A 12725-nucleotide genomic window follows, 5' to 3' on the forward strand; every position below is an offset into this window, starting at 1 on the left:
TCAAGCTGCCTCGTGAACCCATTGCTTCAGGATCGCCGCCACGCGCTCTTCATCCATATCGATCATCTGTTCCAGCCGGTTCTGCGCGGGAACGCGCATGCGCCGCCGCAGCTCGCTCAGGTCGTCATAGGGCAGGCTCTGGTCGGCATTGGCGGCCAGCGCCGGCTGCGGCCGCGATGCGGCGGTGAAATCGGGAACGGCCACGTCCGTACCGGCCGCCAGCTGCAGCGCATCCTGCGGCTTGGTCATTTCACGCATCAGCGGGCGAACGCCGAACCACAAGATCAGACCCACGGCAACGATCAGTGCAGCGGCATTGACGAAGCTGCCCGCCTGCCGCGATATCGTCTCCGACAGCGGCGTGGCGGTCGGCTGCAGCTGATCGTCGGTTGCTTCCATGAAGTTCAACGCGGTCACGTTGATGACGTCCCCACGCTTCTGGTCGAGGCCGGCCGCGGTTGCCACCAGTTGGGTGATCTTGGCGATCTGCTGTTCGACGAATTTGTCCGGAACAGGTGTGACGCCTGCGGTTGCCAGCAACCGCGCTTGGTCGATGACGACGGCGATCGACAGGCGCTTGATCTGATAGCTGTCGCTGACCGTCGAGATCGTCTTGGAATTGACCTCGTAATTGGTCAGCTCTTCGCGCTTGTCGGTCTTTTCGGTCGAGCTGTCGCCGTTCTTGCTCTGGATTTCTTCCTGCGGGATGTTCTGTTCCACACCGGTCGCGTTGTCGCTCTTCGAGTTCTTCGAATCGCCGCTTTCGCGCACGACACGCACGGACCGCTCAACCTTTGATTCCGGATCGAACACGGTTTCGTTGGTCTGGCGCTTGTCCGTGTCGAGCGCCACCTGGACGCTTGTCTGGAAATGGCCGATGCCGAGATAGGGTGCCAGCGCCTTGCGGATGTTGTCATCGACCGAGGCCGAAACATTCTGTTCCAGCGTCGCCGACATGACGGCACCGGCATTCGAGCCATCATCCTTGGATGCCAGGAGCCGCCCGTTCGTATCGAGCACGGTGACTTCGGAGGCAGTCAGCTGCGGCACGGCGGCTGCGACAAGCTGGCGGATCGACTGCGCCGACTCCATCGAAAACCCGCCCTCGGTGCGGATCACCACGGAAGCGGAGGGTGCCTGATCGCCGCGGCGGAAACTGCCCTTTTCCGGCAGAACGATATGCACGCGGGCGGCCTTGATGCCGCGGATCGCCTGGATTGTCCGGGAAATTTCGCCTTCGAGCGCACGCACCCGGGTGATTTCCTGCATGAACGAGGTAAGGCCCAGCGAGCCCATATTGTCGAAGAGCTCGTAACCGGCGTTGTTGCTGGTCGGCAGTCCCTTCTCGGCCAGATACATACGGGCCTGGTCCGCCTTGCCGAACGGGACGAGCACCGAGGTGCCGTCGGCCTTCACATCGAACGGAATGCCGGCCTCACCGAGAGCCATGCCCATGCGGTTGACGTCGTCGCGGCTGAGACCGACATACAGCGTCTCATATTGCGGGCGGTTGAGATAAATGCTGGAGACAAGAATGGTGGCGAACAGGGTGACGCCGACGAGGGCGAGCCCGATGAGCCGCCGCGCGCCAAGCTTTTTCATGGCACCCAGAAACTGCTCCAGAGACTGTCTGATATTCTTTTCCATCAATGCCCACCACGCTTGCGTCGTCCGACCATAGAGGCCGAAGCTTGCGCGAAGTTAGAGCGTGCTGCGAAGTGGAAAAGAAAAAGGCCACGCACGAGACGTGGCCCAATTCAGTACCGATCCCGAAGGATCGTCATCCTTAGCGGAACAGCTGCTGGATGGTCTGGTTGCTTGCATTGGCAATCGACAGCGCCTGAACGCCGAGCTGCTGCTGAACCTGCAGAGCCGACAGACGAGCCGATTCCTTGTTCATGTCAGCGTCGACCAGCGTGCCGATACCACGATCAACGGCATCCGAAAGCGCGCTGATGAACGACTTCTGGCTGTCGATACGGGTCTTGGCAGCACCGAGCTGCGAAGCACCGGAAGCCAGGCCCTTGGCAGCAGCTTCGATACCGGTCAGCATGCCGTCAATCGCCGTGTTGTCGACGGTAGCAGCGGAAACGTCGATCGTCAGGATCGAGGTCTGCGTGGTGACAGGTGTGGCTGCTGCGTTGGTAACAGCAAACTGCTTGTCGAGAATGCCGGTCTTCGTTGCAGCGGTGCCGCCCGTGTCGATAAGACGGGTATTGGCAAGCGCAACGTCGATCGAGCCGGTCGTTACGACGCCGGTCGAGCTGCGGCTGTAGGAAGCGATCGTGCTGAAGTTTGCCGTTGCAGGAGCAGCGTCGACAGCCTGGTCGGTGGTGAGCAGGTTGGAACCGGCGTAGGAAGCGCCTGCGTTTTCCTTCAGGGCACCGATAGCCGAGTTGATCAGCAGCTGGTTCTTGGCGCGGTCTTCAGCGCTGGCGTTCTTGGAAGCCAGAACCAGGTTCTTGATGGTGTTTACCGAATCAATGGCCTTGTTCATTGCGGAATAGGCAGTATCGATCTTGGAGCTGCCGAGACCGAGAGCGTCCTGGATAACCGAGTTGGCACCATTGTCCGAACGCATTGTCGTGGCGATCGACCAGTAAGCGGCGTTGTCGGAAGCTTCGGAGATCTTCAGGCCCGTTGCAATGCGGTTCTGAGTGGTGGCAAGGTTTTTGCCGGTTGCAGTAAGTGTCTGAAGCGCGGTCATTGCTGACGCGTTGGTAAGAATGCTGGCCATGGAAAAAGCCCCTATAAAAGATACATGTGATGGGGACATGTCGGATCAGAACCGACCTAACAGAGCGGCATGATGCCTGTAACCGAAGCGGTCACCTGTTATGACGAGCAGGAGTACGCCAGAATTGTTACGGTTTCAATAACGGCCAGGATTAATTTTCATCATGGTTACGAAAACGATCGTATCAAACTGCCGACCAGAATATTCCAGCCATCGATCAGCACGAAGAACAGGATCTTGAACGGCAGCGACAGCACGGTCGGCGGCAGCATCATCATGCCCATGGACATGGTGAGCGTCGCGACGATCAGGTCGATGACCAGGAACGGCAGGACGATGAGAAAGCCGATCTCGAAACCGCGGCGCAGCTCGGAGATCATGAAGGCGGGCACGAGGATACGCATATCAATGGCCTCGTTGGCCTTGGTGCGGAAGGATTCGTCCGCCAGATCCTCGAACAGCCGCAAATCCTTGTCGCGCACCTGCCGCAGCATGAATTCACGGAACGGCGACATGATCTCGCGGATCGCCACATCCTGGGTGATCTGGTTGTTCACCAGCGGCTGCACGCCATTCTGCCACGCCCGGTCGAACACCGGCGCCATGACATAAAAGGTCATGAACAGTGCAAGGCTGATCATCACGAGATTGGCCGGCGTTGTCTGCAGGCCGAGGCCCGAGCGCAGCATGGAGAAGGCAATGGCGAAGCGGGTAAAACTCGTCGCCATGATCAGGATGCCCGGCGCGATGGAAAGCACCGTCAGCACCGCCAGCATCTGGATGATCTGGCCGCTGGTCGACGCACTGCCCTGCGGGATCAGTCCGTCCAGGAGCGAGGGCGTCTGGGCCATGGCGGTTCCGCCGAGTACAAGCAGCAGCAGGGGTGTCAGAAGACGCCGTTTCATTCCATCACCAATGCCCAGATGTACACTTTCTCGATCTTGCCCTCGGAGCGCATCCGCGCCCTCTCCTGCAGATCCATGCGCAGATATTCCAGCCCCGCCGCCCCGCGCAGCTGCATGAGATTGACGGTGCGCAGGAAGGCCATGAAGTCACCGGCAACGGTTGCCGCCATTTCATCGGATATTTTCTCGCCGGGCTTGGCCACGATGCCCGCTTCCAGCCTGATCCAGACATCCTGCGGGATTTTCACGTTGGTCAGGATCGGTTTGAGCGCCACGACATTGCCCGATGGCAGGTCGGTACCGGCGGGACGCGTCTTCTCGCCCGCCCCGGCGGCCTGACCGGCAGGCACGTTCAGGCCGAGCTGTGTTCCAAGAAACCAGCCGCCTGCCGCAGCGACGAGCGTGAGGACCGCCACCGCAGCAATGACCGCCACGCTGGATGGTGCTTTCGGGGCGGGTGTCGTGTCTTCGGCGAGCGTGCTCATATCGGTCAGATCGGCGATACTTGATCGAGGATCTGCTGACCCCATGCCGGCTGCTGCGTTTCGCTCTGGCGCCCGCGGCCGCCATAGGAAATGCGCGCCTCGGCGATCTTCTCATAGGAAATGACATTGTCGCCGGAAATGTCACGCGGCCGTACGACGCCGGCGACATTCAGCACGCGCAGTTCATAGTTGACGCGCACTTCCTGCGAGCCGCGGATGACCAGATTGCCGTTGGGCAGAATATTGGTGACGATGGCCGCAACCCTCAGCACGATCTTTTCCGACCGCTCGATCTTGCCCTCGCCCTTGGTGCGGCTATCGGATTTCAGATCGAGATTGCCGCCGATATTGCCGGCGGAGAAGCCGCTGCCGCTGATATCCGCCTTGCCGCCGACATCGGATGAGGCGACGCGCGAACGGCTGTTCTTGTTGTCGAACGTCGCCTTTTCGTCGATCAGAATGTTGACGGTCAAAACGTCGCCCGGATTGGTGGCGCGCGGATCGCGGAAGAACCCGGCGGCGCGGTCCTGCCAGAGCGAATAGCGTTTCGGCTGCGGCTGGGACGGATAATAGGACGGATCGGAAACGCTGAAGCTTTGCCCGACGCCCGCGCCCACCGGCGACATCTGAGGTGTGCGGTTCAGATCACGAAAATTGTCGGCGCATCCCGAAAGGGCAACGGCACTGGCGATGGCAAGCAGGGATGCCGCTTTCTTCATTGTGCGGTTCTTTCTTTGTTTGTGACCACACGGGATCCGACAATCACACGGGCTAGACGCGAGGATTTTTCCGCGGGCATTTCATTCAGGATAACGCTGGAGACGCGGGGATTGAGCTTCAGCAGCAGCGCGGCTGCCGGCTCGTCGCCCATCAGCGCCATCTGGGCCGCAGCCGCATCCGGCCGCATCTTGGAAATGATGCCCACCAGCGAATCCTCGGCCTTGTCGATGAACTCGTCACGCCGTTTCAACCAGACTTCATATTCCTTGCGCTTGGCCTCCAGCTCCTGAATGCGGCTGTCGATATCCGCCCGCAGCTGCTCCAGTTCGCGCGTCTGCATGGCATAGCGCGCATCGGCCGCCTTGTCGGTGATGTTGGTGCAATAGCGGCCGATTTCCTGCCCGGTTTCATCCTTGGGGGCCGCATCCTGCGCCATGGTGGCCGATGGCAGCAGGGACATTGCCAGCAAGAATGCAGCAGCCTTCGAGGATGCCGTGATTTTCCGTCGCGCGTTCATGGCAACACTCATTGGACCACCAGCTCCGCATGCAATGCGCCGGCCGTCTTGATGCCCTGAAGGATGGCGATGATGCCCTGCGGCTTCACGCCGATCTGATTGAGACCCTTCACCAGGCTTTCAAGATCGGTTCCGCCAAGAACACCGATTTTGGAGGTTTGCCGAACCTGGATGTTGGTGTTCGGTTCGACCGCCGTCACGCCGTCACTGAACGGTTCCGGCTGAATGATCGTCGGCGTCTCGGTGACCTTGACGGAAAGCGTGCCATGGCTGATGGCGACCCGCGATATCCGCACCTTCTCGCCGATGACCACGGTCCCGGTGCGCTCGTCGACGACGACGCGCGCCACCTCGTCGGTCGGCACCGGCAGACCTTCGATCTCCGCGAGGAAGCGGGCCGCCGTGATATCCTTGGGCTTGCGCAGACGGATCGACTTGGCGTCGCGCTCCTTGGCAACCGGCTGATTGTACCGCCGCTTGGCAAAGGCATTGATCGTATCGGTGATACGCACGACCGTGGTGAAATCCGGCTGCCGCAGCTCGACGAGAAGTTCGCCGTCCTGGCCGAAATTTCCGGAAACCTCCCTTTCAACAAGGGCGCCGTTGGGAATACGTCCGCTGGTCGGCGTACCCTGCGTAACGGTGGCGGCGTTACCGGATGCCGTGAAGCCGGACACGATCAGGTTGCCTTGAGCCGCCGCATAGACCTGTCCATCGGCAGCGGCGAGCGGCGTCATGACCAGCGTGCCGCCGGACAGCGACGTGGCGTCACCCAGCGAGGAAACGGTGATGTCGATCCGCGAGCCGCGCCCGGCAAAGGGCGGCAGATTGGCGGTGACAATGACGGCTGCGATATTCTTCGAACGCGACACACCGGCCGGCGGGCTGATGCCGAGATTATCGAGCATGGCGCGCATGGATTGCTCGGTGAACGGCGCATTGCGCAGGCTGTCGCCGGTTGAGTTCAATCCGACGACGAGACCATAGCCGACGAGCTGGTTTTCGCGCACGCCCTGGATGGCAGCGATATCCTTGAGCCGTGCGATGACTCCGCCGTCGCCGAACTGGGAAGCCGGCCCGCCCCAGCGCCCGTCATCGACGTCCTTCTGCCAGGCAGCCTGGGCCTGTGCCGGCGTCTTGTAGCCCCTTTCCTTGGGCGAAGACTCGCCCGCATGCAGTGCGGTCGATGCAAGGACGGCCAACAGGACAATCGCGAAACGCCGCATCATTGCATGCCTACCTGTATGCGCCCATCGGCGAGGATGGTGCCCGTTACGGTGATGCCGCTGTCGATATTGCGCACCTTGATGAAATCACCGACGCGGCCCGGCTCCAGCGGCGTGCCCCGCGCCGTGATGACGAGCGCACCGGTATCATAGACCAGCACCGCCGGAACCCCGCGCTGCACCATGTCGGGCTCATTGACCGAAGACAGGAGGATAGGCTGCCCCGGCAGCAGTGTCCGGCGCGATATCTTGCCGACGAGTTGGTCCGGTGACAGCACATATTGCGCGGCGGCGGAGGCACGGATCGTAAAATACTTTTCCGTCAATCCCGCATTGCCGATGGTCTGGCCGGGATAGATGATCTGGGAGGGCACCAGGAATGCGATGCGCTCGGCGCGGGCGGCGACGGAAAAGACCAGCGCGCACAGGCTGAATGCCAGCACGCGAAGAGCCCAGTTCCCGATGATCTTTGCCGCCGTCATGATCGTCCTCAGCGCAGGTTCTTCGACACGACCGATGCCATTTCATCGGCTGCCTGGATGACTTTCGAATTCATTTCATAGGCCCGCTGGGCCGTGATCAGATCGGTGATTTCCTTGACGGGGTCGACGTTGGAATTTTCCAGATAGGCCTGCTTCAGCGTGCCGAAACCGGGATCACCGGGAACGCCGACAACCGGAGCACCCGACGCATCGGTCTGCTTGTAGAGGTTGTCGCCAAGCGGCTCGAGACCGGCTTCATTGGCAAAATTGGCAATGGTCAGCTGGCCGAGATTGGTCATCGGAATCTGGTCGGATTGCTTGGCAAAAACCTGGCCGGAATCGGTGATTTTCACTTCAATGGTGTTGGGCGGAACAACAATGTTGGGCTCGACCAGATCGCCGTTGAGCGTCACGAGCTGCCCCGTCGCATTGGTGTTGAATGCCCCGGCGCGGGTATAGAGCGTTTCGCCGGCGGTGTTCTGAATCTGGAACCAGCCGCGGCCCTTGAGCGCCACGTCGAAGGGATTGCCCGTCTGATTGAGCCCGCCCTGAATATGCAGGTTGCGGACGGCCGAGGTCTGCACGCCGAGACCGACCATCGCGCCCTCGGGAATGATGCTCTGGTTTGCCATGTTGGGCACACCGGCGCTGCGCTCGGTCTGATACAGCAAGTCCGAGAACTCGGCCTTTGCGCGCTTGAACCCGGTCGTGTTGATATTGGCGATGTTGTTGGCAATCACTTCCAGATTGAGCTGCTGGGCATTCATGCCGGTCGCAGCAATGGTGAGCGCTTTCATTCTGATTCCTTAAATCGGCATACGGCTGATTTCGAGATAGGCCTGGACGATCTTGTCGCGAATGGCGATGGCCGTCTGGAGCGATTTTTCCGCATCCATGACCGCGTTGACGACATCACGCGTCGGCACGTCACCGGTCATGCTCTTGAGCGAAACCGCCTCGGCATTCTGGAGTTTGCCGGTGAGCTGCGACAGAACATTGTCAAAGGAAGGCTGACCGGTTGCGGCTGTCGCCGGCGAAGCGGCACCGGGCATGGATGTCTGATTGACGGTTTCCGACAGGTTGGAAAGAGCGTTGCGGGTGGATACACTGAGAAGCTGGTCTATCATCAGGAGTTCCTTAAGAGATCGACGGTCATGGCAATCAGTTCACGTGCTTGCTTGACCACCTGGAGATTGGCTTCGTAGGAGCGGTTGGCTTCGCGCATGTCCGCCATTTCGACGACCATGTTCACGTTTGGATATTTGACCATGCCCTTGGTGTTGGCGGCCGGGTGGCTTGGATCATATTCTTCGGTAAAGGCGGAAACGTCATGCCCGACTTCCGCGATGCGCACGGTCTCGACGCCGCTGCTGCGGTCGAGCTCTGTGGCAAAGGAGACGGTCTTGCGGCGGTATGGATCGCTGCCCGCCGTCTTGCCAGTCGACTGGGCGTTGGCCAGGTTCTCGGAGACGATGCGCAGACGGGTCGATTGGGCATTGAGGCCGGAAGCGGCAACCTTGAGCGCGGCCTGGAGCGGATCTGACATCTGTTTCAGCCCTTTACTGCGGAGAGCATCATGCGGTGAAACGCCTTCACGATGCTGGTGTTGAGCGCGAACTGGCGATTGATCTCGCCGGACTTGACCATTTCCCCTTCGAGGCTGACCGTGTTCTTCGAATGGTTCTGTTCCGTCACTTCATTCTTGCGCAGCGCGGTCGCGGCGATGCCGGATGCATTGATTTCAAGGTGCTTCGCATTTGTCGCCGCCATGGTCAGCTGCGTCTGCTGCAACACGTCCTTGAACGGCTCCACGTCCCGCGCCTTGAAACCCGGCGTATTGGCATTGGCGACATTGCCGGAAACCGCGGCCTGCCTGACGGACAGCCACTCGGCCTGACGTGATGCCAATTCGAACAGATGAATCCCCTGCATGTGCCTGCCTCGCGTCCCGGACCAATCAATTGAGGTCACTCTATGCGGTCAATCTTGCGTGAGACTTGCGGCGGCGACAGCCACGGAACTTATGCATGGACAAAGAGGCATTTGATCAATTGGTTCGGCTGATCACTTCGCCGTCGGATGTCTTGATCTGCCACGAACCGTTGCCATTGCCGCGCTCGATCGCAACCAGGGTGCTTCCGTCCGGCAAGGGCGATCCCTTCTCGACAAACCAGTAGCCGGTATTGTCTTCGATCATCACCAGACCGCCGACCACTTCGCGCACCAGGAACACCGGCTTGTCGGGAAACGGCTGTTTGCTGGCGGCATTGATCCCGGCCAGGCGATCGCCGGTGAGCGCCGACGTGGTTGCCGTGGTCATGAGGTCCACTTCGCCGGTTTTCGTTTTCGACAGTGACACTTCGGTGCCGTTGTTCTTGCGCACGACCTTCTGGTTTGTCCGGTCCAGGGGGTCGCGAACGGTTTTGCCTGTGGCTTCCGGCTTGGGCCGCGCTTCCCAGATGTCGTAATACATCACGAAGGGCAGGATGGCGCAGATGGTTGCAAGGACAAATCCAGCACCCTTGATATAGCCGTCAAAGCGCTTGTCGCGCTGGCGGGGTGCGGGAATTTCCGTTGCGGGATCGCTTTCAGGCGCCAGGCCCGTGGTCTTCTGTTTTGTCATGCCCCCTCCTTTGGCCGAAGCGCCGCTGCCAGATCGCTGTAGGGATCCAGCGAAAGCGGCGTGGCCGGTGTCTGCTGCATAGCGTCGTAAATGCGTGGAACCAGATGCACGGCCTGATCGAGCAGGGGATCACCCCCCTCCTGATAAGCGCCGATCATCCGCAGGTCGCGGGTCTCTTCGAACCGCGAAATGAGGCCGCGCATGCTGGTGGCGAGCTTCGCCTGTTCCGGCGACCAGTTGTGCTGCGCCAGGCGCGAAATGGAACCGAGAATATCCATGGCCGGGAAACGGCCCTGCGCGGCGATGGCGCGGTCGAGCACGATGTGCCCGTCCAGCGTGCCGCGGATCGCATCGGACACCGGATCATTGTGATCGTCGCCATCGACCAGAACGGCATAGATGCCGGTAATCGTACCGCTGTCCGACAATCCGGGGCCGGCGCGCTCAAGCAGGCGCGGCAACTGGCTGAACACGCTCGGCGGATAGCCGCGCGAAACCGGCGGTTCACCCGCGGCAATGGCGATTTCGCGCGCCGCATGGGCAAAACGCGTCACGGAATCCACGATCAGCAGAACATTGTCGCCCAGATCGCGAAAATATTCGGCGATGGCCGTTGCCGTATTGGGGGCAAGCCGGCGCATCATCGGACTTTCGTCGCCGGTCGAAACAACGGTGACGGTCTTGCCAAGCTTGCCGGCCATGGTGTCTTCGAGCATGTCGCGCACTTCGCGGCCGCGTTCGCCCGTCAGCGCCAGGACAACCGTGTCGAAATCCGTTGCCTTGGTCATCATGGCCAGCAGCGTGGATTTGCCGACGCCGGACCCGGCAAAGACACCCATGCGCTGACCGAAACACATCGGCGCAAAGACGTCGACGACATTGACACCGGTGCGCAGGCCGATTTCAACGCGGCTGCGGTTCATGGCGAGCGGAGCCGGACAATCCACGGGCTGCGGATTATTGCCTGCGGTGAGCAAACCCTTGCCGTCGAGCGGAAGACCGAGGGCGTTGATGACGCGCCCTTTCCAGTCCGGCGCCGGGGCAATGCGAAACGGCCCCTCGGGGAAGACGGGCGTTCCGAGCGACGGCACGATCCGGTCATCGAACGGCTTGACCAGGACGCGCGACTGCTCGATCCGCACGACTTCGGCCGGGTGCAGCCGGTTGCCGCTGCGGATGGTCACCATGTCGCCGAGCTGCGCCTGTTCCGAAATGCCGCGCACGCCGATGGCAGAGCGTGACACCTCGTTCACATAGCCGCCGACAGCCACGGGAGCCGGAGCCGTCACGGCCTGCGAGACAAGCCGGGCCAGCGCCTCGAGACTGCCCGTCCCGGTGCTCATCGTCGGCAGGGCTGCTTCAAGATCCTGCATGCTTATCCCGCCGGTTCAAGGAGACGGTGCATCAGGTCTTCGATCCAAGCGTCTTGATGGCTTCGGAGAAGGTGCCTTCATTGCCGCGCAGCAAGGCATCGACCCGTTCGAAAGCCCGGGTAACGCTCATGAGCCGGGTCATTTCGCCGATCGCATCAACATTTGATCCCTCGATGGCGCCCTGAACAACGCCCGCATGCGGATTGTCGATGGTCGGCTGTGCGGTAATGCTCGGAATAACAGCCGAATTGTCGAAATAGGTCAGCTTGGCATTGGGGCTGATCGTGAACAGGCCAATGGAGCCCAGCTGGCGCTTGTTCTGATAGACCGCCCCATCGGCGGAAATCTGCGGCGGACCGCCATTGGGGTCAATGACCAGGGGCTGGCCGCCCGCATCCAGGATGGGGTAACCCTTGACCGAGCGCAGCTCGCCGGTCGTTGTCATCTGCATGCGGCCGTCGCGGGTGAAAACCTGCCCGGCCGGTGTCTGCAGCGAAAACCATACGTCACCCTTTGCGGCGACATCCAGGGGATTGCCGGTCTGGGTGATCGGGCCCGCATCCGTCTTGATATAGCTCTGACCGGCCGAAACGAAGCTCGAGTCCTCGGCGGCCTTCGACACCATGGTTTCGAATTTCATGCCCGTGGCACGAAAACCCGGCGTCGACATGTTCGCCACATTATGCGCCAGGGCATCCAGGCGGCGCTCCAGCGATATCTGCGAGGACAGGCCGACATAGATCGAGTTTTCCATCAGCGGCCACCCAGCTTGAACGACTGCAAGATCGTCAGGATGTTTTGCGAAATGCCAATGGTGGTGTCCCCGCCGAAAAGCAGCGAGGGAATGGTGGAGGCAGTCGAAGGATTGTTCATTTCATACATAGCCGTAAACCGGGTGAGGAATTTCTCAAGCTTCGCCGGGTCCTTGAGAGATGCGAGATCGAGCTTGTCGGTGACCATCTTGGCCTGCCGGTCGATGTCCATGTTGGACGCCTGCGTCGGGATGGAAAAGGTTGTCTGGAAGACCTTGAGCAGTGCCTTGTCGCCGAGGATTTCATAGGCATTGGTGATTGTGGGCGCCTTGCGGGCAAAATACAGGGCAAGCCGCACGCCTTCATTGTCCTGCCCGGCTTCCTTCTCTAGCGTCTGGCGGGCATATTTGTCCGTCACCGGCTTGAGCACGGCGGGCTGGCTGGTCGCCTTGTCACCCAGTTTGGCAAAATCGAACGTCGTGGCAAACTCCAGGTAGCGCTTGTCCGTCAGTTTGTTGGCAAAGCTGTCCTTGCCGGTACCTTCGGTGAGAACTTTGCGGATAAAGGCCTTGGCGAAAGCCATGTCCTCAAGCCCGATAGCCTTCAGGGCGTATTTATACAGCCGGTCATCCTTCATGAAATCGTCAATGGTTTTCACCTTGCCGATATTCTTCAGGTAGTAGTCCGTGTCGCGCTGCACGACCGGTTCGGCCGCCACCCTCGTCAGCGAACGCGTCAGGTTCGACGAGATCAATTTATAACTGGTCATCGTATTGATCATGGCAACGGCACTCCCACGGCTTTCGCCTATCTGTGCCAAAGCAAGCTTGCCTGAAGCTGTCCGCGCAATTTCACCCCGACCACAAACCTGCGCCTCCATGCAAGGTTCACGCAAGCCGGACTTG

16 protein-coding genes are annotated in these 12725 nt (G+C 60.6%); all 16 read right to left on the reverse strand.

The features are described from left to right. The 16 genes from fliF to ACP7B1_RS15160 all read right to left on the reverse strand — a co-directional run bounded on the left by fliF (window position 1) and on the right by ACP7B1_RS15160 (window position 12601). A complete protein-coding gene (gene fliF / locus ACP7B1_RS15085) occupies window positions 1-1647 on the reverse strand; it encodes a flagellar basal-body MS-ring/collar protein FliF (protein ID WP_346307138.1) in 1647 nt (548 codons plus the stop codon). Between the two features lie 139 nt (window positions 1648-1786). Next, window positions 1787-2737, reverse strand: coding sequence for a flagellin (locus tag ACP7B1_RS15090; RefSeq protein WP_403184552.1), 951 nt, complete (start codon window positions 2735-2737; stop codon window positions 1787-1789). Window positions 2738-2904: 167 nt separating this feature from the next. Next, the gene (gene fliP, locus ACP7B1_RS15095; protein WP_346307959.1) at window positions 2905-3642 is read right to left on the reverse strand and encodes a flagellar type III secretion system pore protein FliP; all 738 of its coding nucleotides are present in this window, start codon (window positions 3640-3642) and stop codon (window positions 2905-2907) included. Beyond that, window positions 3639-4127, reverse strand: coding sequence for a flagellar basal body-associated FliL family protein (locus tag ACP7B1_RS15100; protein ID WP_346307967.1), 489 nt, complete (start codon window positions 4125-4127; stop codon window positions 3639-3641). Before ACP7B1_RS15100 ends, fliP begins: the two co-directional genes overlap by 4 nt. 5 nt (window positions 4128-4132) lie before the next feature. Beyond that, window positions 4133-4846 carry a flagellar basal body L-ring protein FlgH gene (gene flgH / locus ACP7B1_RS15105; protein ID WP_403184549.1) on the reverse strand — a complete coding sequence of 238 codons (714 nt, stop codon included), beginning with the start codon at window positions 4844-4846 and terminating at the stop codon, window positions 4133-4135. Continuing rightward, window positions 4843-5283: a MotE family protein gene (locus tag ACP7B1_RS15110; RefSeq protein WP_346307966.1), complete on the reverse strand. Its 441-nt coding sequence runs from the start codon at window positions 5281-5283 to the stop codon at window positions 4843-4845. The genes flgH and ACP7B1_RS15110 overlap by 4 nt, the downstream gene beginning before the upstream one ends. A gap of 89 nt (window positions 5284-5372) precedes the next feature. Next, on the reverse strand, window positions 5373-6590 hold the full coding sequence (locus ACP7B1_RS15115; RefSeq protein ID WP_346307965.1) for a flagellar basal body P-ring protein FlgI: 1218 nt from the start codon (window positions 6588-6590) through the stop codon (window positions 5373-5375). Further along, the gene (flgA, locus tag ACP7B1_RS15120) at window positions 6590-7072 is read right to left on the reverse strand and encodes a flagellar basal body P-ring formation chaperone FlgA (RefSeq protein ID WP_223615474.1); all 483 of its coding nucleotides are present in this window, start codon (window positions 7070-7072) and stop codon (window positions 6590-6592) included. Before flgA ends, ACP7B1_RS15115 begins: the two co-directional genes overlap by 1 nt. Before the next feature lie 8 nt (window positions 7073-7080). Continuing rightward, window positions 7081-7869: a flagellar basal-body rod protein FlgG gene (gene flgG / locus ACP7B1_RS15125; RefSeq protein ID WP_346307957.1), complete on the reverse strand. Its 789-nt coding sequence runs from the start codon at window positions 7867-7869 to the stop codon at window positions 7081-7083. Between the two features lie 9 nt (window positions 7870-7878). Beyond that, on the reverse strand, window positions 7879-8199 hold the full coding sequence (locus ACP7B1_RS15130) for a flagellar hook-basal body complex protein FliE (protein WP_346307956.1): 321 nt from the start codon (window positions 8197-8199) through the stop codon (window positions 7879-7881). Then, window positions 8199-8618, reverse strand: a complete 420-nt coding sequence (gene flgC, locus ACP7B1_RS15135; protein WP_105735210.1) for a flagellar basal body rod protein FlgC — start codon at window positions 8616-8618, stop codon at window positions 8199-8201. Before flgC ends, ACP7B1_RS15130 begins: the two co-directional genes overlap by 1 nt. Before the next feature lie 5 nt (window positions 8619-8623). After that, on the reverse strand, window positions 8624-9004 hold the full coding sequence (gene flgB / locus ACP7B1_RS15140) for a flagellar basal body rod protein FlgB (protein WP_346307955.1): 381 nt from the start codon (window positions 9002-9004) through the stop codon (window positions 8624-8626). A gap of 115 nt (window positions 9005-9119) precedes the next feature. Continuing rightward, window positions 9120-9695 (reverse strand): hypothetical protein, encoded by a 576-nt coding sequence (locus ACP7B1_RS15145; protein WP_346307954.1) that lies wholly within the window; start codon window positions 9693-9695, stop codon window positions 9120-9122. Then, on the reverse strand, window positions 9692-11068 hold the full coding sequence (gene fliI / locus ACP7B1_RS15150; RefSeq protein WP_403184543.1) for a flagellar protein export ATPase FliI: 1377 nt from the start codon (window positions 11066-11068) through the stop codon (window positions 9692-9694). Before fliI ends, ACP7B1_RS15145 begins: the two co-directional genes overlap by 4 nt. A gap of 31 nt (window positions 11069-11099) precedes the next feature. Then, window positions 11100-11825 (reverse strand): flagellar basal-body rod protein FlgF, encoded by a 726-nt coding sequence (gene flgF / locus ACP7B1_RS15155; protein WP_346307963.1) that lies wholly within the window; start codon window positions 11823-11825, stop codon window positions 11100-11102. Further along, on the reverse strand, window positions 11822-12601 hold the full coding sequence (locus ACP7B1_RS15160; RefSeq protein WP_346307953.1) for a DUF1217 domain-containing protein: 780 nt from the start codon (window positions 12599-12601) through the stop codon (window positions 11822-11824). Before ACP7B1_RS15160 ends, flgF begins: the two co-directional genes overlap by 4 nt. Window positions 12602-12725: the final 124 nt, after the last annotated feature.

This window comes from Phyllobacterium sp. SL163, from assembly GCF_049896885.1.
Classification (GTDB): Bacteria; Pseudomonadota; Alphaproteobacteria; order Rhizobiales; family Rhizobiaceae; genus Phyllobacterium; species Phyllobacterium calauticae.

Bases quoted from the DNA above. Each gene is read 5' to 3' on its own strand.
- ACP7B1_RS15160 (WP_346307953.1), bottom strand. From the start codon at position 12,601: ATGATCAATACGATGACCAGTTATAAATTGATCTCGTCGAACCTGACG.
- ACP7B1_RS15130 (WP_346307956.1), bottom strand. From the start codon at position 8,199: ATGATAGACCAGCTTCTCAGTGTATCCACCCGCAACGCTCTTTCCAAC.
- fliI (WP_403184543.1), bottom strand. From the start codon at position 11,068: ATGCAGGATCTTGAAGCAGCCCTGCCGACGATGAGCACCGGGACGGGC.
- ACP7B1_RS15115 (WP_346307965.1), bottom strand. From the start codon at position 6,590: ATGCGGCGTTTCGCGATTGTCCTGTTGGCCGTCCTTGCATCGACCGCA.
- ACP7B1_RS15090 (WP_403184552.1), bottom strand. From the start codon at position 2,737: ATGGCCAGCATTCTTACCAACGCGTCAGCAATGACCGCGCTTCAGACA.
- flgG (WP_346307957.1), bottom strand. From the start codon at position 7,869: ATGAAAGCGCTCACCATTGCTGCGACCGGCATGAATGCCCAGCAGCTC.
- flgC (WP_105735210.1), bottom strand. From the start codon at position 8,618: ATGTCAGATCCGCTCCAGGCCGCGCTCAAGGTTGCCGCTTCCGGCCTC.
- ACP7B1_RS15145 (WP_346307954.1), bottom strand. From the start codon at position 9,695: ATGACAAAACAGAAGACCACGGGCCTGGCGCCTGAAAGCGATCCCGCA.
- ACP7B1_RS15110 (WP_346307966.1), bottom strand. From the start codon at position 5,283: ATGGCGCAGGATGCGGCCCCCAAGGATGAAACCGGGCAGGAAATCGGC.
- flgA (WP_223615474.1), bottom strand. From the start codon at position 7,072: ATGACGGCGGCAAAGATCATCGGGAACTGGGCTCTTCGCGTGCTGGCA.
- flgB (WP_346307955.1), bottom strand. From the start codon at position 9,004: ATGCAGGGGATTCATCTGTTCGAATTGGCATCACGTCAGGCCGAGTGG.
- fliF (WP_346307138.1), bottom strand. From the start codon at position 1,647: ATGGAAAAGAATATCAGACAGTCTCTGGAGCAGTTTCTGGGTGCCATG.
- fliP (WP_346307959.1), bottom strand. From the start codon at position 3,642: ATGAAACGGCGTCTTCTGACACCCCTGCTGCTGCTTGTACTCGGCGGA.
- flgH (WP_403184549.1), bottom strand. From the start codon at position 4,846: ATGAAGAAAGCGGCATCCCTGCTTGCCATCGCCAGTGCCGTTGCCCTT.
- ACP7B1_RS15100 (WP_346307967.1), bottom strand. From the start codon at position 4,127: ATGAGCACGCTCGCCGAAGACACGACACCCGCCCCGAAAGCACCATCC.